Annotated in this window: 21 protein-coding genes; 12 read left to right on the top strand and 9 right to left on the bottom strand. The window is 53.4% G+C overall.

The window, feature by feature from the left end; genetic code table 11:
- Positions 1-591 precede the first annotated feature (591 nt).
- The 5 genes from nrdF to M1D91_RS18045 form a co-directional block, all read right to left on the bottom strand.
- The gene (gene nrdF / locus M1D91_RS18065; RefSeq protein WP_437433245.1) at positions 592-1554 is read right to left on the bottom strand and encodes a class 1b ribonucleoside-diphosphate reductase subunit beta; all 963 of its coding nucleotides are present in this window, start codon (positions 1552-1554) and stop codon (positions 592-594) included.
- A 10-nt stretch (positions 1555-1564) separates the two neighbouring features.
- Positions 1565-3709: a class 1b ribonucleoside-diphosphate reductase subunit alpha gene (nrdE, locus tag M1D91_RS18060; protein WP_437433244.1), complete on the bottom strand. Its 2145-nt coding sequence runs from the start codon at positions 3707-3709 to the stop codon at positions 1565-1567.
- Entirely contained in the window at positions 3682-4092 is a 411-nt protein-coding gene (gene nrdI, locus M1D91_RS18055) for a class Ib ribonucleoside-diphosphate reductase assembly flavoprotein NrdI (protein WP_437433243.1), read from the bottom strand. The genes nrdE and nrdI overlap by 28 nt, the downstream gene beginning before the upstream one ends.
- On the bottom strand, positions 4089-4334 hold the full coding sequence (gene nrdH, locus M1D91_RS18050; protein ID WP_437433242.1) for a glutaredoxin-like protein NrdH: 246 nt from the start codon (positions 4332-4334) through the stop codon (positions 4089-4091). The genes nrdI and nrdH overlap by 4 nt, the downstream gene beginning before the upstream one ends.
- Before the next feature lie 249 nt (positions 4335-4583).
- Positions 4584-4910 (bottom strand): DUF883 family protein, encoded by a 327-nt coding sequence (locus tag M1D91_RS18045; RefSeq protein ID WP_437433241.1) that lies wholly within the window; start codon positions 4908-4910, stop codon positions 4584-4586.
- A 163-nt stretch (positions 4911-5073) separates the two neighbouring features.
- Here M1D91_RS18045 and M1D91_RS18040 point away from each other — a divergent pair, with 163 nt between their 5' ends.
- Positions 5074-5418, top strand: a complete 345-nt coding sequence (locus M1D91_RS18040; protein ID WP_437433240.1) for a DUF2002 family protein — start codon at positions 5074-5076, stop codon at positions 5416-5418.
- A 31-nt stretch (positions 5419-5449) separates the two neighbouring features.
- Here M1D91_RS18040 and alaE read toward each other — a convergent pair whose 3' ends face one another.
- Positions 5450-5896, bottom strand: coding sequence for an L-alanine exporter AlaE (gene alaE, locus M1D91_RS18035; protein ID WP_437433239.1), 447 nt, complete (start codon positions 5894-5896; stop codon positions 5450-5452).
- 448 nt (positions 5897-6344) lie between these two features.
- On the bottom strand, positions 6345-6524 hold the full coding sequence (locus M1D91_RS18030) for a YodC family protein (RefSeq protein ID WP_437433257.1): 180 nt from the start codon (positions 6522-6524) through the stop codon (positions 6345-6347).
- A 212-nt stretch (positions 6525-6736) separates the two neighbouring features.
- Between M1D91_RS18030 and M1D91_RS18025 the strand changes: the two genes are divergently transcribed.
- A complete protein-coding gene (locus tag M1D91_RS18025; protein WP_437433238.1) occupies positions 6737-6895 on the top strand; it encodes a YqaE/Pmp3 family membrane protein in 159 nt (52 codons plus the stop codon).
- Between the two features lie 144 nt (positions 6896-7039).
- Positions 7040-7888 (top strand): hypothetical protein, encoded by an 849-nt coding sequence (locus M1D91_RS18020; protein ID WP_437433237.1) that lies wholly within the window; start codon positions 7040-7042, stop codon positions 7886-7888.
- A 7-nt stretch (positions 7889-7895) separates the two neighbouring features.
- Here M1D91_RS18020 and M1D91_RS18015 read toward each other — a convergent pair whose 3' ends face one another.
- Entirely contained in the window at positions 7896-8504 is a 609-nt protein-coding gene (locus M1D91_RS18015; RefSeq protein WP_437433236.1) for a short chain dehydrogenase, read from the bottom strand.
- 98 nt (positions 8505-8602) lie between these two features.
- Between M1D91_RS18015 and M1D91_RS18010 the strand changes: the two genes are divergently transcribed.
- Positions 8603-9502: a LysR substrate-binding domain-containing protein gene (locus M1D91_RS18010; protein WP_437433235.1), complete on the top strand. Its 900-nt coding sequence runs from the start codon at positions 8603-8605 to the stop codon at positions 9500-9502.
- Here the strand turns inward: M1D91_RS18010 and M1D91_RS18005 are convergent.
- On the bottom strand, positions 9477-10907 hold the full coding sequence (locus M1D91_RS18005; RefSeq protein WP_437433234.1) for a DNA cytosine methyltransferase: 1431 nt from the start codon (positions 10905-10907) through the stop codon (positions 9477-9479). The two genes, M1D91_RS18010 and M1D91_RS18005, sit on opposite strands and share 26 nt — an antisense overlap.
- Positions 10908-11998: 1091 nt before the next feature.
- Between M1D91_RS18005 and cspE the strand changes: the two genes are divergently transcribed.
- From cspE to M1D91_RS17965, 8 genes are all read left to right on the top strand, one after another.
- Positions 11999-12211 (top strand): transcription antiterminator/RNA stability regulator CspE, encoded by a 213-nt coding sequence (gene cspE / locus M1D91_RS18000; protein ID WP_437433233.1) that lies wholly within the window; start codon positions 11999-12001, stop codon positions 12209-12211.
- A gap of 12 nt (positions 12212-12223) precedes the next feature.
- Positions 12224-12409: a cold shock small protein YmcF gene (gene ymcF / locus M1D91_RS17995; RefSeq protein WP_437433232.1), complete on the top strand. Its 186-nt coding sequence runs from the start codon at positions 12224-12226 to the stop codon at positions 12407-12409.
- Between the two features lie 183 nt (positions 12410-12592).
- A complete protein-coding gene (mmuP, locus tag M1D91_RS17990; protein ID WP_437433256.1) occupies positions 12593-13993 on the top strand; it encodes an S-methylmethionine permease in 1401 nt (466 codons plus the stop codon).
- Positions 13980-14912, top strand: a complete 933-nt coding sequence (gene mmuM, locus M1D91_RS17985) for a homocysteine S-methyltransferase (protein WP_437433231.1) — start codon at positions 13980-13982, stop codon at positions 14910-14912. The genes mmuP and mmuM overlap by 14 nt, the downstream gene beginning before the upstream one ends.
- A gap of 233 nt (positions 14913-15145) precedes the next feature.
- On the top strand, positions 15146-16012 hold the full coding sequence (locus tag M1D91_RS17980) for a ChaN family lipoprotein (RefSeq protein ID WP_437433230.1): 867 nt from the start codon (positions 15146-15148) through the stop codon (positions 16010-16012).
- Complete coding sequence (locus M1D91_RS17975) at positions 16009-16797, top strand: energy transducer TonB (RefSeq protein ID WP_437433229.1); 789 nt, start codon at positions 16009-16011, stop codon at positions 16795-16797. Before M1D91_RS17980 ends, M1D91_RS17975 begins: the two co-directional genes overlap by 4 nt.
- 184 nt (positions 16798-16981) lie before the next feature.
- Positions 16982-19201: a TonB-dependent receptor domain-containing protein gene (locus M1D91_RS17970; protein ID WP_437433228.1), complete on the top strand. Its 2220-nt coding sequence runs from the start codon at positions 16982-16984 to the stop codon at positions 19199-19201.
- A 70-nt stretch (positions 19202-19271) separates the two neighbouring features.
- Positions 19272-20447 carry a YncE family protein gene (locus tag M1D91_RS17965; RefSeq protein ID WP_437433227.1) on the top strand — a complete coding sequence of 392 codons (1176 nt, stop codon included), beginning with the start codon at positions 19272-19274 and terminating at the stop codon, positions 20445-20447.
- Positions 20448-20500 lie beyond the last annotated feature (53 nt).

Below are 20500 nucleotides of genomic sequence, written 5' to 3'. Positions count from 1 at the left end.
GGGTGCGGCCTGCTTTTCTCCTTCTCCCCAATTTTCTCCCTCTCCCTAATGGGGCTGAGGGATCGCCAGTAGTATTACGTTGTACAGCGATACCACGGCGCAATGAGAATAAAACCGTCACCGCGATGACAGGGTCCGGCTGAAAATCGATGAGGCGTTGACGGCTGACCGGGGCCGCCCGCAGGGAAGCGGGCGGAGGGGATAGCCTACAAGGAGGCAGGCTGGTCCCCGACCCGATAGTCAGACGACATAAGACGACAAAATTGCCGGAAGCAATGTTGAATAGCGCCTGCGCTAGCCCTGAAAGGGTGAGCCCCAGGGATGGGGTGAATAATGCCGCGCCAGCGGCGATTTTCCTGGCCGGGAGCCCGGGTTGCCAGGGGGGTGGCGGTGAACCACCCTGGCACGTTCACGGGTTCTGTCGCTACAGACAAGCAAGGAACATAAGGTGAACGGAATGACCCTAAGCGCCCCATGTTCCCCTCACCCTGGTCCTCTTCCCAAAGGGGCGAGGGGACCGAGCGTGCTCGCATTTATTTCAGGGGATTCTTCAGCCGATGGGGCGAGGGCGGGGTGAGGGGAGAGGACGCCTCAAAAATTCCAGTCTTCGTCCTCGGTCTCTACCGCTTTTCCCATCACATAAGACGAACCGGAACCGGAGAAGAAGTCGTGGTTTTCATCCGCTCCCGGCGATAATGCTGCGAGGATTGCCGGATTAACTTGCGCCATTTCTGCCGGGAAGAGAGGTTCATAGCCAAGATTCATCAGCGCTTTGTTGGCGTTGTAGCACAGGAAGGCTTTCACCTCCTCAGCCCAGCCTGACTCCGCGTACACCGCTTCGCTGTAGGCCACTTCGTTATCATAGAGATCAAGCATCAGTTCCAGGGCGAAATTTTTTAACTCATCACGCTTTTCACTGCTGACTTTTTCCAGCGCTTTCTGATACTTATAACCAATGTAATAACCGTGTACCGCCTCATCGCGAATGATAAGACGAATCAGATCCGCCGTATTCGTCAGCTTACCTCGACTGGACCAGTACATCGGTAACCAGAAGCCGGAATAGAACAAAAACGACTCCAGAAAGACGCTGGCAATTTTCTTTTTGAGCGGATCGTCGGCGCGATAATAGGCCAGAATGAGCTGGGCTTTGCGCTGCAGCGCGCTGTTCTCCTCACTCCACGCATAGGCGGCGTCCACATCTTTAGTTTGACAGAGTGTGGAGAAAATCGAGCTATAGGAGCGGGCATGCACCGCTTCCATAAAGCTGATGTTCGACAACACCGCCTCTTCATGAGGTGTCTGCGCATCGGCCATCAGCGCAGGTGCGCCGACAGTATTCTGAATGGTGTCCAGCAGCGTCAGCCCGGTGAAAACCCGTATCGTCAGCTGCTGCTCTGCGTAACTCAGCGTCTGCCAGGCGGGGATATCATTCGACAGCGGCACCTTTTCCGGTAGCCAGAAGTTGCTGGTCAGGCGGTTCCAGACCTCAAGATCCTTATCATCCTGAATCTTATTCCAGTTGACTGCGCTTACGCGTGTTAATGATTTCATCCTTTTCTCCTTACAGCGCGCAGGACACGCAGCCCTCGATTTCCGTCCCTTCCAGCGCAAGCTGGCGCAGGCGAATGTAGTACAGCGTTTTGATGCCTTTCTTCCATGCATAAATCTGCGCTTTGTTGATATCGCGCGTGGTGGCGGTGTCCGGGAAGAACAGCGTCAGCGACAGCCCCTGGTCCACATGACGCGTGGCTTCAGCGTAGGTGTCGATGATCTTCTCGGGGCCTATCTCATAGGCATCCTGGTAAAAGGCCAGGTTTTCATTAGTCATGAACGGGGCCGGGTAGTAGACGCGCCCGGTTTTGCCTTCCTTGCGAATTTCAATTTTCGACACGATCGGGTGAATACTTGAGGTGGCGTGATTGATGTAAGAAATAGACCCGGTAGGCGGCACCGCCTGCAGGTTCTGGTTATAGATGCCGTAGCGCATCACATTCTCACGCAACTGCTCCCACATATTGCGGTCAGGGATTGTGATGCCGCTACGGGCAAAGAGCGCACGGACTTTCTCTGTTTTCGGCTGCCAGTGCCCTTCCAGGTACTGGTTAAAATATTCTCCGCTGGCATAACGCGACTGCTCAAAGCCGACGAAACGCGTATTACGCTCGCGGGCCATCATCATGGAGGTGTTCAGCGCATGCCAGGTGATGGTGTAAAAATAGAGGTTAGTAAAATCCAACCCCGCTTCGCTGCCATAAGCAATCCCTTCGCGGGCCAGATAGCCGTGCAGATTCATCTGCCCAAGACCGATAGCGTGAGAGGCAGCATTACCGGCTGCCACAGAGGGCACCGAGCGGATGTGGCTCATACTGGAGACGGCACTCAGGCCGCGCACGGCGGTCTCTACCGTGCGGCCAAAATCCGGTGAATCCATAGTGTGAGCGATGTTCAGCGAGCCAAGATTACAGGAGATGTCATGTCCGATATCCACGTAATCCAGGTTTTCATCCAGCGTTGAGGCACTGTTAACCTGCAGGATCTCAGAACAGAGGTTGCTCATGTTGATACGCCCGGCAATCGGGTTTGCACGGTTAACCGTATCTTCGAACATGATGTACGGGTAACCCGACTCGAACTGAATTTCGGCCAGCGTCTGGAAGAAATCACGGGCATTAATGTACTTTTTACGCACGCGCTCATCAGCAACCAGTTGCTCATACATTTCACTGACCGCGATATCACCAAAGGGTTTACCGTACAAACGCTCTACATCGTAAGGGGAGAACAGCGCCATTTCGGCATTCTCTTTTGCCAGACGGAAGGTCACATCCGGGATAACCACCCCGAGCGAGAGTGTTTTGATGCGAATTTTTTCGTCAGCATTTTCACGTTTCGTATCAAGGAATCGCAAAATATCCGGGTGGTGCGCATTGAGATAAACCGCACCCGCTCCCTGGCGTGCACCCAGCTGGTTAGCATAGGAGAAGGCGTCTTCGAGCATTTTCATCACCGGTATCACGCCCGATGACTGATTCTCAATGCGCTTAATGGGGGCGCCTGATTCGCGCAGGTTCGAGAGCAGGAAGGCCACGCCGCCACCGCGTTTGGACAGCTGGAGGGCAGAGTTCACCGCCCGTCCAATGGATTCCATATTATCTTCAATACGCAGCAGGAAGCAGGAGACGAGCTCGCCGCGCTGCTTCTTGCCGCAGTTAAGGAAGGTGGGGGTGGCGGGCTGAAAGCGACCAGCCAGGATCTCATCGGTCAGCTGACGTGCCAGTCTTTCATCGCCCTGCGCCAGCGTGAGCGCGACCATGCAGACGCGATCTTCAAAATGTTCAAGATAACGTTTACCGTCGAAGGTCTTCAGCGTGTAGCTGGTGTAATACTTCCATGCGCCAAGGAATGTCTGAAAGCGAAACCCGCTGGCATGCGCACGGGCAAAGAGGTCATTCACAAAAGCACGATCGTAGCGCGCCAGCACGCTTTCGTCGTAATAGGACTCCTCCACCAGGTAGTTCAGACGTTCATCCTGACTGGCGAAGGTGACCGTGTTGGGCAGCACATGGTGCTGGTAGAACGCATCGACGGCCTGGCGATCTTTGTCAAACTGGATGTGACCTGCGTTGTCGTACAGGTTTAGCATCGCGTTCAGAGCATGGTAATCGGGCGTGGACTGGGTCACACGCTCTGCGGTTGTCGTTGCCAAAATTCGCTCACTCCTTTACGCACATTTTCAATGTCCTGTTGGGTGCCCATCAGCTCAAAACGGTAGAGATAGGGCACACTGCATTTCTGCGCGACCACGTCCCCGGCGCGACCATAGGCTTCGCCGAAATTACGGTTGCCGGACGCGATGACGCCGCGAATGAAATCGCGATTATGCGGATCGTTCAGAAAGCGGATGACCTGGCGGGGGACAGCGCCTGCCGTTCCTCCCCCGCCGTAGCTTGGCACCACCAGGATATAGGGTTCGTCTACCTGAATACGCTCTCGCTCATTAAGCGGGATGCGCGTTGCCGGTAGCCCCAGCCGCTCAATGAACCGCAGCGTGTTTTCCGAGCTACTGGAGAAGTAGACGAGTTGACTCATGCGCGGGCGATGTCAGGCGCAGACTGCAGTCGATTAATCATGTCCGGGCGAAAACCTGACCACCGGGTTTCACCTGCCACAACGACCGGTAACTGACGAAAACCCATCGCACGCAGCGCATCAGCAGCACCAGGTTCAAGGTCAACGTTCACCATTTCAAAATCAAATCCACGACTCTCCATTGCGCGTTTAGTGGCGTGGCACTGTACGCAATCGTTTTTAGTGTAAATAGTAATGCGCATGATTTGTATTTCCGTTTAAAATGAAGGAACGGCGCGAGCGATCGCGTCAGTTGTCTCTGTATTGCTAACAGGAATACTAGATGTAGTTAATAAAAGTTTCAACCACACAAGATATAGGAAATTGCGATTAGTTTATTCCGGATGATGAGCGTAGCGGGAAGGGCATGTTGTGCGTGAAAATCGTGGCAGCAGGCAAAAAAAAGCCCGCTCACCAGCGGCGAACGGGCTCTCAGAATCAGACGTCAGACGTTATCGACGGGTGCTGATCAGCGCACCAAGGAAAATACCTACTGCCGCCACTGCGCCCAGCGCGTACATCGGCTTGTCTTTGACGAATGTGCTTGCGCAGCCCACCGCATCACGTGCGGCCTGATAGGTGGTTGAGCGACCATTCATCCGGGCCCGGGTCTCTCTTAACAGTGACTGAGCTTTACGACGCGCGCTATCCGCTTCATCTTTTGCATCACTGCCAAGCGATTTAAGAACATCTTCCAGGCTGTCCGCTAACTGATGAACATCTTTCTGGATATCATGGACGCCTTCGTCTACATCTGCGCGATTAGGTCTGTTAAACATCGGAACCTCCTTTGTTTTCGAAGAGAATTTTAGTTTAGACCATAAATTCGCTTCGTTACCGGCTGGCCAGGCATTTACCCACGTTTATGGACTTTTCTGAAAGCAGGGGTAATGCTGAATACTGTAAGGTTGCGACGCAGTGAAAAGATGACGAGGAAAAAATATGTATTTACGACCCGATGAGGTGGCGCGCGTTCTGGAAAAAGTAGGCTTTCAAATGGATGTGGCGACGACAAAAACCTATGGTTACCGCCGTGGCGATAACTATGTGTATGTGAACCGTGAGGCCCGGATGGGACGCACTGCGCTGGTCATTCACCCTACGCTCAAAGAACGAAGTATGTCCCTTGCGGAACCGGCCACGGATATCAAAACCTGCGATCATTACCAGAATTTTCCGCTCTACTTAGGTGGAGAGGCTCAGGAACATTACGGCATTCCACACGGTTTTAGTTCACGCATGGCGCTGGAGCGCTTTTTGTCGGGCTTGTTCGGCGAAATTCAATAACCGAAGACAGGCCGAGGCCTGTCATCATCACTCAGGCTTTAGCCTGCTGGTAGCTCACTTTAAACAGGCGACGGCAGTAATCAAGGAAGTAGCCGTATACCGCCCCCATCATCATCGACAGCACAATATTGGAACTGACTGCTGCAATAATTTGCTGCCAGTCTGCGCCTACCGTTAATAAGATGGCCACATACACGGGTGACTGGAATGTCACATACGCCAGCACATCTGCAAGGTTACGCATCCAACTCGCCGGCGTAATTCGACGCGCCTGGCGGAGAAAAGCATCGCGATAAAAGCCATAGGGCCAGGCAATAATGATGTTCACCGGGATGGCAACCAGACGTGATGAAAGTGACTGCTCAAAGGTCATTCCGGAGAGGAATATTTCAATCACCATGTTCACCACCGAACAATAGACGACCATGGCAAAGGTGTCTGCCACGGCATGGCGCAGGCGGGACTGCGAAGAGAACATGGTACTGCTCCTTGAGTAGGCAAGAAATCGTGCGGGTATGGAACGAGTGTTAGCACGTTGCCGGGCTTCGTTCTTTGCCGATAGGTTATCCTTCTGCATATAAACTAACAACTAGCTATAAATTTTTATTTATTGCCTTTTCATGGATAAATTACTCTGCGGTTGGTTATATTTTGCGCATTTCATTATTTTCATTGGATCGGCATAGAAATTATATTTAATATCAATAATTTATATTTATTCGTCACTGTTATTGGCAGGATGCGCGCGGGAGCAGGGGAGCGGAAAAGCGGAGTATTCTTTGAACGTAGCCACAAAATGGTCAGCAGCATTTTTTATGCTGCAAGATGCTTATTTGTGGTGTTTGATGCTGTTTTAATGCATGGGTATTTATGCGTTCAAAGTGCATAAAAAGAAGGGGCGGTGAAGAAGCCTTCACCGCGAGGCATCAGCAGACGCCGAAGTCGCCGTCTTCCTGGTAGAGTGAAACGTCGGCAGCTTTAAGCGTAATGCTTTCTGCATTCTGATCGTGGGCGGGAACCGCGACAATCTGATCCTCATGCACTTCGCGAACAACCAATTTTGGCCCACCTACGTGGGGCTGCACTACATCGCCAATCGCAAACATCATTACCTCCTGATTAATGGTTTACAAAACATAGCCTGAAGCAAAGAGAAGGTACAGTCGTCGATGGCGATGACAGTGATTGATGAAATGTTGTTTTGCGTAAAAGAGGGTAAAAGCGCGGGGCAGGCCTGGCGGCGGTAGCCAGAATGACTACGCTTTAACATTAAATTCTTTTTTAAACAATTAGCTGCATTTTTTTGCATGGAGGTAGTATGGGTTTCTGGCGTATCGTTTTTACTATTTTGCTCCCCCCGTTGGGTGTGCTGTTGGGCAAAGGGGTCGGTTTTGCCTTTCTCCTTAATATCGTTCTGACGTTGTGTGGCTACATTCCGGGCCTCATTCATGCGTTCTGGGTACAGTCGCGCGACTAATCCATTTAAGGCGGCCCCGGTCGCCTTATTTCTATCCCCTCTGTTTACTACTTCACTTTCTCCGTGTTTTTTATGCAAACGCGTAAAGTTCTTCGCCTGGAAGACGATAAAAAATAGGTTTGGCAACGATTCCAAGGAGAAGAGATGAGCATTAAGGATGTCAGTTCGATGGCCAGCATCAGGTCCATGCCTGTTACGCGCCAGGAGGCTGTACGCGCTTTAACAGGAAAAGAGACGGGGCTCGCGGACGCGTATGAGGTGAGCTTATCCCGGGAGGCGATGGAACAGGCAAAAGAGCAACCAACACCGCCCACGAAAGAGGAACAAGACGCCGCTGCGCGGGCAATGCAGGCGCTGCGCAATCAAGCGATGGCTCGTACGCCCGGTGGCCCCAGTCTTGCCAGCGAATTCTATGGCGATCCGGCCACGGCAAATGATGCTGTTCGTTTTCTCGATTTCTTCCAGCACGCCACCGTAGCGGCAGATGCGATGGCAGAGGCTCTGCATAGCGCACTCACCTCCCCCTCCGATAGCGGCGACTACACGACCAACGCTATGGATCTCGCCCTGACGCAGGGAAAACTCAATAAAGTCGTCGAGACCTGGATCTCCGCCGATTATCATCAGGAAGCCCGTGCCTTTGTGTCGCAGTTTATCGACGAGAAGTCCGCTCAGGCCGATCAGTTGAGCAAAGTGGCGCTGTCACAGGCGACCAAGCTGGCGCAAAGTCTGGGCGACCGTGAACAGGCCCGGCATCATCAGGACGCTGTCGCTCAGCTGGCTGAGGGTACGCACTCTTCACAGCGCGTACGCAACGAGATGCTGAACCTTACCGCCACGAGCAGTGACAGTGAGTTGTGGTTTTCCTCAATGAGCCAGTGGGTCAATGACCATCGTGCCTTGCCGTACATGGCTGATATTGAAAAAAATCATATCGGTGCCCTCAAAGCGCAGTGGCAGACCTTCGTCGACAGCCTGAAAAAAGAGGCATGATCGGCAGTCAGTAACCGACCGTAAAAACGCGCCCGGTCTGTACGCCTTCAATGCTGCGCCGGTAGGCCAGCGCAACCCGTGCAGCCGGTACGCTTTCAAAACCGGGGAAGAATGCGCCGTAGTCCGCTTCTGACTCCGTAAGCATGCCGGGACTGACAATATTAATGCGTTGACCTTTTGCGAGTTCGCACGCTGCCGCTTTTACAAAGCCTTCCAGCGCCGCATTGACCGTAGTGGCATTCACCCCCTGGGCGATAGGCTCTTGTGAGACGATGCCGCTGGTCAGGGTAATGGACCCGCCCGGGTTCAGCGCATGCTGCCCTGCCAGCGTCAGTCGCACCTGGCCAAGCAGCTTATCCTGCAACCCAACGGAGAAATTCTCAGGCGTCATCGTCTGCAGGGGGCCAAAAAAGAGGCTGCCCGTCGCCGCAACGATAGCATCAAGGTTGCCGGTCTTCCTGAACAGGGCGGACACACTCTCATCGGAGGTCAGGTCTACCTGCACATCTCCACTTGTGCGCCCGGCGCGAATAATGTCGTGCGTCCCCTCACGGGCGAGCATATCCACGACGGCACGACCAATAGTACCGCTTGCACCAATCACCAGAATCTTCATGTTGTGCTCCTCAGTTTACAGAGAGGCCATTCTTTCGCTAATGACTGATAAGATAAATGAGCGAAATGTTATTTGATTACTAACTACAGGTTAGAAATATGGACAAACTGCGCGCTATGGCAGTGTTTATTACTGTTGCTGATGAGGGGAGTTTTACCCGCGCTGCCCTCCGCCTGGAGATGTCAGCGGTAATGGTAGGGAAATACATCAGTTCTCTGGAGGCGCAACTGGATACCCGGCTGGTGGAGCGTAATACTCGTCGCCAGAGTCTGACGGATGCCGGGCGGGTCTATTACGAAGAGGCACGACGCGTCCTGGAGCAGGTGCATCTGGCAGATACTGCGATAGAGCGCTTACGTAATACTCCCGCCGGCACGCTGCGGGTGAGCGCCCCGACGACCTTAGGTGCCTGCGTCATTGCCCCGCTGACCGCAGCTTTTCTCAATGCGCATCCTCACGTCAAAGTGGAGCTGGATCTGAGCAACCGGCGGGTCGATCTGGTGGAGGAGGGAATTGATGTGGCCGTGCGTATCGGTGGTGCTTACGATGACACGCTGGTGGCAAAACCTCTGTGCCTCTACCGGATGGTGATCTGCGCGTCGCCCGATTATCTGGCCCGCTTTGGCGTGCCGGAAACGCCACGCGATCTGCAGCAGCATCGTTGCCTCTCCCACATGGTATGGAACTCGCAGAATGAATGGAAACTACCGGATGAGAACGCGCAGGCATCCTGGCGACAGGAGCCCGTTCTGCGTTGTAATGATGGGCTGGGGTTAAGCATGGCGGCGCGTGCCGGTGCCGGGCTGCTTATGCAACCGGAAATACTGGTTAAAGAGGCGCTGGAGAAAGGGCAACTGATCCCGGTTTTGCGAAAATTCACTCCCCTGCCACGCCCCGTCTTTCTGCTCTCAAGGCCACAGCAGCGGCCTCTGCCCAAAGTTGCGCGCTACCGCGCGCACTTACTGGAGCATATTACTGACTGGATTGCTCCCGGGTGAGGGTAACGGCACGGGCAATGTAGGGCTTGAGCAGGGTCGCTACCGCCGCGAATACGGGGACGACCACCGAATTTCCAAACTGGCGGTAAGCCTGGGTGTCCGACACCGGAATACGAAAGGGTTTATCGCCGACCTTCTCAAAGCCCATCAGCCGTGCGCACTCCCGTGGCGTAAGCCGGCGGGGGCGACGTAACTGGTTTGCGGCATCCAGAAAATCGCGTTCTCCCAGGGTCTTGTCCCAGCCGCGGTCGATCAGAATCTCAGAACCATCCTTGTGATAGCGTGCGGAAAGGGTACGCGCCACGCTGTCAACACGGCCAGGGTCCACCAGGCCAAAGCCAAAACCATTGCCCTTCGCCGCATGTTTTTTTGCGTAGTGGTAAAGGTAGCTCCAGAGCTTCGGCGACAGGATGTATTTCTCGTCGACAACGGGTTCGAGCAGTTCACCAAAGGTCGGTCGTTGCGAAGGGAAGTGGCGGTGAATATCGCGTAGCGTAAAGCTCTGGCGCAGGTCGAGGTCGCGACGAAAGCCCACCAGCACAATACGTTCACGGTGCTGGGGCAGGAAGTGCCTGCCATCAATGATTTTGGGGTCATCTTTTCCGCTGGCATCAGCATCCGCAACGTCATACCCCAGTTCGTCCAGCGTGTTCATGATGACGGTAAAGGTTTTACCCTGATCATGACTCTTAAGATTTTTAACGTTTTCAAGCACGAAAATGGCCGGACGCTTGGCTTTTATAATCCGCGCTACGTCAAAGAACAGGGTACCCTGTGCTTCACATTCAAAGCCGTGCGCGCGGCCAAGCGCATTCTTCTTGCTCACCCCGGCAAGACTGAAGGGCTGGCAGGGAAAACCGGCCAGTAAAACGTCATGATCCGGGATCCGCGCATCAATATGGGCGTAGGCATCAGCATCGCTTACCTCGGGCGTGCTGCTTAAGGTCACCTCGCGGATGTCCTGATTAAAGCGGTGCGTACGTTCATCGTTAAACCAGTTTGCTTTGTAAGTGCGCACCGCATTTTTGTTCCACTCGCTGGTAAACACGCACTGGCCACCAATGGCTTCGAACCCCTTGCGGATGCCGCCAATGCCAGCAAAAAGATCGATAAAGCGGAACTGATAATGAGGATGATGTGCGGGAGGTGAGGGGAGCATTTTGTGCAACAGGGAGACCTCAGCACTGGTAAGCGGCGCACTGGCACCTTTACCATTAACCCGACGGTTCAGCCTTTCCCGGCTCCACTCATTCTGGCCGAGTAAACGTAATTTCTCGGCCACATATTTTTGCCCGTAAATATCGAGAACCCGGTCCAGCAGATGCTTATCTTGTTCCTGTTGCCGCTTCTCTTCTGCTTCGGCCTGCACCAGCAACTCTTTCGCGATTGAATCAAATTCCGACATGACGTCTCCTTGGGTTGGCTGCGTGAAAAGATATCACTCAAATGACCCAGAGGGGGAGCGAATTGTGCAAGCCGATCCGGGCCTGCGACCACACCTGGGCAGGTCTGGTTGCGCACCCAGCAAGTCACGCAGTGGGTGGCACTTACGCGGCAGCGTGAATCAAGACAGTATCGCGGTGACCTGAAAACATGCTCATGCCGAAGAAGTGGAAAATATATTCCTTGCGGCACACTCTATTTATCCATGCTGCGGACACTTTCAGAATTGATAAGTCATACCAGCATTAACGTCAGTGGAGAAGAGTTCACCGTTAGGCGTGGTAGTGGCACTTACCTCGGCATTATGCAGGTGAGAGCCTCCAGCGCATAAAGAGAAACAACACATTAAAACGACAGGCCGCGCCAACCAGTAGAGAGTAATATTTTTGCCTCTCTAAGATAATGAACGAAATCAGTAGCAACGTAATATTTCCTGTCAGCCTCTCCCTTAACATCTGTAAAAGAGCCGGGAAAACGTACCAGGGAGGAAAAGTTGTCACGGTATGGCAGAGGTACGGCTTATGTATAATTAACGCTCTCAACTTTTATTTATATGTAACCTATTGAAATGTATGTTTCTATTTGATGTTAGCATTGCCGGTGGGACCCGCTGCCAGCGATAGCGCAGGAAAAGGTTTGTCATTTTTATTCATCTAAAGGTGCCATTTCGGTAAGACGTTTTGCCAGCGCAGTAACGTCATATTTCTGCATTATGTAATGGGCTAAAATTATTGGTTTTTTTGTGTCGGGTTAATTTGAGGACTATTCTTAAAGGCGCACGGAGCGCGTTCTGAAATTTTATCGCACGACTCTTCAGGCGCTAAAAAATTATAAACAGAGCAGAGTGAAAATAACGCTTGCTTTCTTTTTAACGGCATGTCTTAATGAACGTCGGTTTGATACACAGACCTATCTAAAGCATCCCAGTACATCCCCTCATTTTGAAGTGTCATCGTTACCCTTTTCTTTTGAGTCCCGATTGTAAGCTCTGATTAATCTGTATTCGGACCCTGTATGGCCCTACGGGCTCAAATGAATTTATCAGGTAATAAAATGTCTACTAAAATGACTGGTGTAGTTAAATGGTTTAACCCTGAAAAAGGGTTTGGGTTTATTTCCCCAAAAGATGGCAGTAAAGATGTCTTTGTGCATTTTTCTGCGATCCAAAGCAATGATTTCCGTACGCTGAACGAAAATCAGGAAGTCGAATTCTCGGTTGAAAACGGCCCGAAAGGCCCGTCAGCTGTGAATGTGGTAGCACGTTAAGGAGGATTAAGTATGAGTCTGCATCTTCGTTGCCCGACCTGCCATGGTTCGCAATTTCGCAGTTCACCTTATGATGTGAATGAGAAAAATCCCCATGGCGCAAAATGTATTTTTTGCAAAAGCAACATGATTGAAAATGTGAATTTTCACGCCCCGATGATTCGCCCCGCGCTCAAACTGGCCGAATACTGCCGGTAACTCAAAGGTAAACCGCACTACGCGCGTTTATCCGGGACGAAAAAGAGAAGCCGCTGGCCATGCCGGTGGCTTTTTTTATGCCCGATCCTGACCCTCGCCTTTCCTGCCGCTGGAAATTTATTACCATTCACGGTATAAATCCCTTCTTTGGATGTTTAGATGTCCATACGTTTAGAAGGTAATATGCAAACACCACAACATGCCGGTCAGCTTCAGCGCACCATGAAAACCCGTCACCTCATTATGCTTTCACTGGGTGGCGTCATAGGCACGGGCCTTTTCTTTAACACGGGCTATATCATTGCAACAACCGGGGCGGCGGGCACGCTGCTGGCGTACCTGATTGGCGCAGCCGTTGTCTGGCTGGTCATGCAGTGCCTTGGTGAGCTCGCAGTGGCGATGCCGGAAACCGGGGCATTTCATGTATACGCCAGCCGTTATCTTGGCCCCGCCACCGGGTATACGGTCGCATGGCTCTACTGGCTTACCTGGACAGTTGCGCTCGGTTCGAGCCTGACTGCGGCAGGTTTTTGTATGCAGTACTGGTTTGCGCAGGTGCCGGTATGGATCTGGTGCGTGGTCTTCTGCGTGATGATTTTCGCCCTTAACGTTATCTCGACCCGCTTTTTTGCCGAAGGTGAATTCTGGTTTTCACTGGTTAAGGTCATCACTATCATTGCCTTTATCCTGCTTGGTGGGGCCGCCATGTTTGGCTTTATCCCAATGCAGGACGGTTCACCCGCGCCAGGTCTGACAAACCTTACTGCTGAAGGTTGGTTCCCGCACGGGGGGCTGCCGATCCTGATGACGATGGTCGCAGTAAACTTCGCCTTTTCAGGCACTGAGCTTATCGGCATTGCCGCCGGTGAAACCGAAAATCCACATACCGTCATTCCCGTCGCTATCCGCACCACGATAGTACGGTTGATTATCTTCTTTATCGGCACGGTTTTCGTGCTGGCCGCACTGATCCCTATGCAGCAGGCAGGGGTTGAGAAGAGCCCGTTTGTACTGGTTTTCGAAAAAGTTGGCATTCCTTACGCTGCCGATATCTTCAATTTTGTGATCCTGACGGCTATCCTCTCCGCCGCCAACTCGGGTCTGTATGCTTCCGGTCGGATGCTGTGGTCACTGTCGAATGAAAAAACGCTGCCGCGCTGTTTTTCACGTCTGACCAAAAACGGCGTGCCGCTGACCGCGCTGTTGGTCTCGATGCTGGGTGGCCTGCTGGCACTCTTTTCAAGCGTAGTGGCCCCGGACACGGTGTTTGTCGCCCTCTCGGCCATTTCCGGTTTTGCCGTTGTCGCCGTCTGGATAAGCATCTGCGCGTCGCACTTTGTCTTTCGCCGCCGCCATCTCCAGGCGGGCAAACCGCTGAACGCGTTACAGTACCGCGCCCCCTGGTATCCTCTGGTACCGGTGCTTGGCATCGTCCTCTGCCTTGTGGCCTGCGTGGGGCTGGCGTTTGATCCGAGCCAGAGAATTGCCCTGTGGTGCGGGCTGCCTTTTGTTGCCTTATGTTATGGTGCTTACTATCTGACCCGAACAGCGAAAATGCAGGAGGCAAAACATGCCGCAGAATAACCCCTTAAGTCCCATCCTCAGCCAGCAGCCTTTTATCGTACTGGACGGGGCAATGGCCACCGAACTGGAAGCGCGGGGGTGTAACCTCGCCGACAGCCTCTGGTCCGCCAGGGTGTTAATGGAAAACCCGGCGTTAATCCGCGATGTGCACCTCGATTATTTCCGCGCAGGCGCACAGGTGGCTATCACCGCAAGCTATCAGGCGACCCCCGCTGGTTTCGCTGCCATAGGGCTCGATGAAGCCCAGTCGCTGGCGCTCATCAGTAAAAGTGTTGAGCTGGCCCGCAAGGCGCGTGAGGCTTATCTTGCTGAAAATCCTGACGCCGGAAGATTGCTGGTGGCAGGTTCGGTTGGACCCTATGGCGCCTTTCTTGCTGACGGCTCTGAGTATCGCGGCGACTATGTTCGCAGCCATGATCTGTTCATTGCGTTTCACCGCCCGCGTGTCACGGCGTTGCTGGACGCAGGGGCTGACCTGCTGGCCTGTGAAACCTTACCCAACTTTGCTGAAATAAAGGCGCTGGCCGCACTGCTCAGCGCCTGTCCTCGCGCACGTGCCTGGTTCTCTTTCACCCTGCGTGACAGCGAACATCTGAGTGATGGCACCCCGCTTGCTGAGGTGGTCACTTTCCTGGCAGATTATCCGCAGGTGGTGGCGCTGGGTATTAACTGCATTGCGCTCGACAAAACCACCGATGCGCTCCGCGTGTTACAACGTCTTACCCCCTTGCCGCTGGTGGTCTATCCCAATTCCGGTGAACACTATGATGCGGTAAGCAAAACCTGGCACCATCATGGTGAGGCCAGTGAAGCCCTGGCCGCCTCTCTGCCTCAGTGGCTGGAGGCAGGCGCGAAGCTGATTGGCGGGTGCTGTCGCACCACGCCTGACGATATTGCCGCGCTGAACGCCGCTAAATAAGCCGCACGCGTAAGAGAAGCACCACCGCCCGCCTGGTACACCGCCATGCGGGCTTTTTTTCGGATTACCCCGCATGTTTCCCCTCGCCTTAACGTAAATTTGCTGCTGGCTCCAGCAAATCTATTTTTGATAATGCGAATGATCTTGATAATCATTATTATTAATACATATAATCCTGCGTTAAATTTCATCAGCAAGAAAAGCTGCTATTAAAAAAACAATAACGGATGTTTATGTTTAGTACGGATAAGTTCTTACGCGCTCTGGTTCTCAGCGGTACCGCTCTACTCTTCGCCTGCAAGAGTACATCAACGGGCAATTCCGCCATTGTCGCTGCGGCGGTCACGCAAGAGGCCTCGGTCCTGGAGGCGGCAACGGGGGAGGCACTCACGCCGCAACAACTCCTTGAACGACTTGGCGACGCACCAATGGTTATCGTGGGTGAGGAGCACATCAACCCGCACCATCACCAAATCGAACAGTGGCTGTTGCAACATCTTGCCGCGCGACGCCCGCAGGGCAGTGTGCTGATGGAGATGATTGATCTTAGCCAGCAGGAGGGGGTAAATCGTGTCAGGCAGGCTCGTCTTGCGGGGACGCCGGTGAGTGCTGCACGGGCCGCCGAAACGATGCGCTGGAACCCGGGCTGGCCGTGGGAGATGTATCGCGATGTGGTCATGACCGCCATTGACGGTGCTTACCCGTTACTGGCTGCCAACATCAGCCGCGCGCAGGTCAACGCGCTCTATAAAAACCCCACTTTTCCGCCTGGCAGACGCGTCTCCCGCCCGCAGGTACATGAGGCGCTGTCGGCCATCATCTATCTCATGCATGGAGGGCAGATTGAGGGAGAGCAGGTGACTGCAATGATGGCCGTTCAGCAGCAGCGTGACCGCTTTATGGCAGAGCAGCTTTACCGCGCGCCGCGCCCGGCCCTGCTGATTGCAGGCGGCTACCATGCTTCAAAAGACATTGGCGTTCCGCTGCACCTGGCCGATCTAGAGGCCGATAAGCCGGTGGTGGTCATGTTAACGACACAGGGGACAACTCTGACGGCAAAACAGGCTGACTACATCTGGCCCGTAACGGCGACGAAATGATGAACCCAGCGGCTTTCATGCAGCCCCATCGCTCCTGGGCAGGCGGTATCGTCGCCAGCGTGGTGTTCCACGTTATGCTGGTGCTGCCCTTTATCATCCCTGTCGACCAGACCTCACCGGATGCCACACCCGCCACCGTGATGGTCACATTTTCACCCGAGTTTGAAATGTCCTTTGTCAGGACGGATCTACAGCCGGGTGTCACCCAGCAGCGTAAGGTGGAAGCGATGACCGAGGAGGAGACGGCGCACGATAAAGCGGTGCCCAGACTCCTGGTACAGGAGGAGGCGGACATCAGGGTCGCCGCTGCTAAACAGGAACATCAGCCAAAAAAGAAAACGGAAATAAAAAAAATATCCCGGCGCCAGCAGAGAGAGGAACAGGGTAATTCCACCGCCAACAGCCTGGCAGCCCCCCCGGTTCAGACGGTGCAGACCCAGCGTAATGCGGCACCGCTCGATACGGACTCCTCGCTCATCACCAGCAGCAAAGTAAACTGGGAATCGCTGGTGAAGGGGAAAATCAACAAAATGCGCAGCTACCCGATGGAGGCCCGGCGGCGCAACCGCAGCGGCACCGCCGTGGTCATGTTCAATGTCAATGAACAGGGCGACATCCTCAGTACGCAGCTTGTAACACCGTCCGGCACGCTCTCCCTGGACAAAGCGGCACTCAACGCCGTGGAAAACGCACGGCCTTTACCGCCACCGCCAAAAATGATCCTCAGAAATGGTGTGCATAAAGTCACCATGCCGGTGGAATTTGAATTGTCTAAAACATTATAAATAAACCCGTTATTTTCTGCGGATACAGGGTACGTAATATAAATAGAGCGAACGAAAGGTCATGCTTATTTTTTAATTAAACCCGCTATGCATTCAGGTTTTTATGATGAGCACGTTGCTGCCGTATTTCTTATTCAGTGCGGCGGGCAGACGCTCATTTTTTACGAAAAAACAGGAATTGATTATGGAAAAATCACAGGTGGCCAAAGGGCTTCTTACCGGGCTGCTCATTGTTAACGGCCATGCCTTTGCGGCTGACGGCGACGGTGAGTCACTCTTTTCTCCTTTAACCATTACGGATAACCCGTATGAAGATAAATATCAGGCCGGGTCGTCAGAGGAGAGTTATACCCGTCCGGGCGCTTACAGTTCGCGGACATTAAATAAAAACCTGCAAAGTCTGGATGCATCATTGCGCAGCATGGCGGGAAGCTATACCCAACTCGATCCGTTGCAGGGTACGATTAGCGTGAATATTCGCGGCATGAACGGGCTGGGTCGCGTTAACACGATGGTGGATGGCGTCACCCAGACCTTCTTTGGCATGGCGCCCGCTAACTATCATGGCGGGGCCAATACGGCAGCGGGGGTTCCGCTCGATCCGAACTTCCTGGCCGACGTTGATGTTACCCGTGGCAGCAGCGCCGGTTCACAAGGGGTCAATGCGCTGGCAGGCAGCGCCAATATGCGCACCATAGGTGTGGATGACGTCATAAGTCAGGGGCGTCAAACCGGGGTGCTGTCCCGCTTTCAGGTCGGGAATAATGGGCTGGGTCGTACCGGCATGGTCGCCGTGGCGGGGAAGACTGATACCTTTGCGAACGGCGGTGGCCTCGGCGCGCTGGTCGGTATCAGCGGCACTCGCACCTATGCCACTTATAAAAATGGCGGCGGCCGGAGCAGTAAGGATTTCATTGGCGAAGATAATAAATACCTGCGTCAGGAACCCCATTCCGAGCTCTATAAAATAAACGTCAATGCGGATCAATATAATCGCTTCGAATTTTCCGGGCGCAATTACACCAATAGTTTTACGCGTCGGGATATTACCAGCGACGATTATTATCTGCGATATCACTACGCGCCACTGAATGAACTGATTGAATTTAACGTGCTGGCCAGTACCAGTCGTGGTAACCAGGATTATAAGCCGGAGTCGCTGTACAATTTTAATAAGTCATCGACGACCAATAAATCAAATGCCCTGGATGTGAGCAATACCAGTCGTTTCAACATGCGCGAGGATCTCCTTACTACTTTCCAGGTCGGCGGCAAACTTATGGATACCCGCTATTCCCGCAGTTTTGTGCAGGATAATGAAACCGAACGCAACGCCTTTGCGCCAGCGGGTAAACAGAAAATAGCCTCGTTATACAGCGGTCTGACGCTGAATAAAGATATCTATGAACTGGCGTTAAACCTCAACTATACCCGCAGCAGAGTTGAAGGGCGTAAACCGGCCTGTAGTGAATATGAGCGCTGTTTCCCGCAGGGCGAGGCCACGTTGCATCTGGATGATAAAGCCTTTAATCCCTCCGCGACCTTTTCGGCGCAGGTCACCCCCTGGCTACAGCCTTTTGTGAGCTGGAGCAAATCGTCGCGTGCGCCCAATGTACAGGAAGTCTTCTTCGCGAACGAAGGGGGGGCCTCCATGAATCCGTTCCTCAAGCCTGAGAAAGCGGAAACCTGGGAAGCGGGCGTTAACGTCAATAAAAAGGGGCTGCTGACCGAGCAGGACCAGTTCCACATGAAGGCGCTGGCCTATCAGACACGCATTAAGGATTACATCACCAGTGAGTCCTTTATGCTCTGCTACGACGGCAGTCTGTGTAAGGATCTGGACGACTCCTTTGGCGGCTTTAACGCCAACGTCTACCTCAATTCCACCTCGCCAGTAACAACGAAAGGCTATGAAATTGAAGCCGGGTATGACGCAGGTTTTGCCTATGTGAATGTCTCCTGGAGCAAGCAACATACCGATCAGCCCACCTCCATTGCCAGCACGGTCTACAGCTTTGCTTACAGCGATCTGAGCGATCTGCCGGACAGCTACGCCACCCTGGATGTGGGCGGCCGTCTGTTCAATGAAAAGCTGACCATCGGCAGCCTGGTTAAATTCACCGGTAAATCCAAACGCCTGAGTACCGAAGGTATTGATACGGATACCAATACCGTGCCAAAAGCGCCCATGCCGGATATTCCCACCATCATCGATCTCTACAGCAACTGGCAGATGACCGATAACGTCATGCTGCGATTCAGCGTGCAGAACGTGACCAATCGTAACTATGCCGACGCGCTCAACCGCATGAACCAGAGCCTGGATTATGCCAAAGAGGGATCGTCCGTCAATACCACTGCCCGTGGCCGCACCTATCTCTTTGGCGGGGAGATTCGCTTCTGAGTCGCTTTTTATCTCAGGGAGGCCTGGCGCCGTGCCCTCCCTCTGTTCACTCTTGATTGCAGGAAAGAAAATGAACCTTTTTACCTTTGCCCCTAAGCTTGGATGTTTACTTCTTGCCGGGCTTTTCCCGACGATGGCCCTGGCGATTGACCCGCCCCAGCGTGAGCTTTCGCGCTTCGCGCTGAAGACCAATTATCTTCAGGATGCCAGTGAAGGCATTTATGAGATGGCCATTGATAACAAAAATCATACCGTCTATGCCGCCGTCACCGATCGCGTGAACCGGGAGGCCAATAAAGGGTATTTGTACGCCTTTAACCCGGTCTCGCTCGCTATTGAACACCGTCTCGACATGCCATACCGCGCGTTTTCACTGGCCATGAATCAGGAAAAGCATCAGCTTTATATCGGCCACACGCAGTCGGCGTCGCTGCGCATCAGTATGCTCGACACGGCCAGCGGCACGCTGACGAAAACCAGCGAGAAACTGAGTTTCAGGGAGCCGGATGCAGCCGATTCACGCTTTGAGCACCTGCGCCATATGGTTTACAGCAAAGCGGCCAACACCCTGTTTGTCAGTTACAGCAATATGCTCAAAACCCGTAACGGCATGACGCCTCTGCACAAGCTGTTGATGCTGGATGGTACGACGCTGGCGCTGAAAGGAGAAGTACAGAAGGCCTACAAAGGGACGGCCTACGGTCTGACACTGGATGAAAAGAGGCAGAAAATCTATGTAGGCGGCAGGGATTACATCAACGAAATCGATGCGAAGCAGCCGGATAAGGTGCGCACGATTGAACTGAAATCGCCGCAGCCGGCCATTACCAGCGTGCAGAATCTGGCGGTGGATGGAGACGCTCAGCGCGCCTTTGTGGTGGTGTTTGACCATGATGACCGCACCGGTACGCATGACGGGCTCTATGTCTTCGACCTGCGTGATGGCAGGCAGCTCGGCTATGTGCATACCGGCGCCGGGGCTAACGCGGTAAGGTACAACCCTAAATATAATGAGTTGTACGTTACTAACTTCACCAGCGGGACGATAAGCGTAGTGGATGCGACGACGTATACCGTCACCCGCCAGTTTACAACGCCGGTCTATCCAAACCAGATGGTGCTTTCGCCCGATATGGACACCCTTTACGTGGGGATCAAAGAAGGATTCAACCGCGACTGGGACCCGGACGTATTTGTGGAAGGGGCAAAAGAGCGAATACTGCGCATTAATCTGAAGAAGTCGTAATTCACAGCTGCGTTGGATACCCTGAACATCCGCGCAGCCTCCCGCCACCTCAC

The sequence above is a fragment of the Enterobacter sp. SA197 genome, from assembly GCF_054131575.1.
The sequence above is the reverse complement of the archived record's forward strand: the minus strand, read 5'-3'. Positions and strand labels throughout refer to the sequence as shown.

What these genes read in the sequence shown, in the direction of transcription:
- nrdF (WP_437433245.1), bottom strand. Translation starts at nt 1,554, where the DNA reads ATGAAATCATTAACACGCGTAAGCGCAGTCAACTGGAATAAGATTCAG.
- nrdI (WP_437433243.1), bottom strand. Translation starts at nt 4,092, where the DNA reads ATGAGTCAACTCGTCTACTTCTCCAGTAGCTCGGAAAACACGCTGCGG.
- nrdH (WP_437433242.1), bottom strand. Translation starts at nt 4,334, where the DNA reads ATGCGCATTACTATTTACACTAAAAACGATTGCGTACAGTGCCACGCC.
- M1D91_RS18045 (WP_437433241.1), bottom strand. Translation starts at nt 4,910, where the DNA reads ATGTTTAACAGACCTAATCGCGCAGATGTAGACGAAGGCGTCCATGAT.
- M1D91_RS18040 (WP_437433240.1), top strand. Translation starts at nt 5,074, where the DNA reads ATGTATTTACGACCCGATGAGGTGGCGCGCGTTCTGGAAAAAGTAGGC.
- alaE (WP_437433239.1), bottom strand. Translation starts at nt 5,896, where the DNA reads ATGTTCTCTTCGCAGTCCCGCCTGCGCCATGCCGTGGCAGACACCTTT.
- M1D91_RS18030 (WP_437433257.1), bottom strand. Translation starts at nt 6,524, where the DNA reads ATGTTTGCGATTGGCGATGTAGTGCAGCCCCACGTAGGTGGGCCAAAA.
- M1D91_RS18025 (WP_437433238.1), top strand. Translation starts at nt 6,737, where the DNA reads ATGGGTTTCTGGCGTATCGTTTTTACTATTTTGCTCCCCCCGTTGGGT.
- M1D91_RS18020 (WP_437433237.1), top strand. Translation starts at nt 7,040, where the DNA reads ATGAGCATTAAGGATGTCAGTTCGATGGCCAGCATCAGGTCCATGCCT.
- M1D91_RS18015 (WP_437433236.1), bottom strand. Translation starts at nt 8,504, where the DNA reads ATGAAGATTCTGGTGATTGGTGCAAGCGGTACTATTGGTCGTGCCGTC.
- M1D91_RS18010 (WP_437433235.1), top strand. Translation starts at nt 8,603, where the DNA reads ATGGACAAACTGCGCGCTATGGCAGTGTTTATTACTGTTGCTGATGAG.
- M1D91_RS18005 (WP_437433234.1), bottom strand. Translation starts at nt 10,907, where the DNA reads ATGTCGGAATTTGATTCAATCGCGAAAGAGTTGCTGGTGCAGGCCGAA.
- cspE (WP_437433233.1), top strand. Translation starts at nt 11,999, where the DNA reads ATGTCTACTAAAATGACTGGTGTAGTTAAATGGTTTAACCCTGAAAAA.
- ymcF (WP_437433232.1), top strand. Translation starts at nt 12,224, where the DNA reads ATGAGTCTGCATCTTCGTTGCCCGACCTGCCATGGTTCGCAATTTCGC.
- mmuP (WP_437433256.1), top strand. Translation starts at nt 12,593, where the DNA reads ATGCAAACACCACAACATGCCGGTCAGCTTCAGCGCACCATGAAAACC.
- mmuM (WP_437433231.1), top strand. Translation starts at nt 13,980, where the DNA reads ATGCCGCAGAATAACCCCTTAAGTCCCATCCTCAGCCAGCAGCCTTTT.
- M1D91_RS17980 (WP_437433230.1), top strand. Translation starts at nt 15,146, where the DNA reads ATGTTTAGTACGGATAAGTTCTTACGCGCTCTGGTTCTCAGCGGTACC.
- M1D91_RS17975 (WP_437433229.1), top strand. Translation starts at nt 16,009, where the DNA reads ATGATGAACCCAGCGGCTTTCATGCAGCCCCATCGCTCCTGGGCAGGC.
- M1D91_RS17970 (WP_437433228.1), top strand. Translation starts at nt 16,982, where the DNA reads ATGGAAAAATCACAGGTGGCCAAAGGGCTTCTTACCGGGCTGCTCATT.
- M1D91_RS17965 (WP_437433227.1), top strand. Translation starts at nt 19,272, where the DNA reads ATGAACCTTTTTACCTTTGCCCCTAAGCTTGGATGTTTACTTCTTGCC.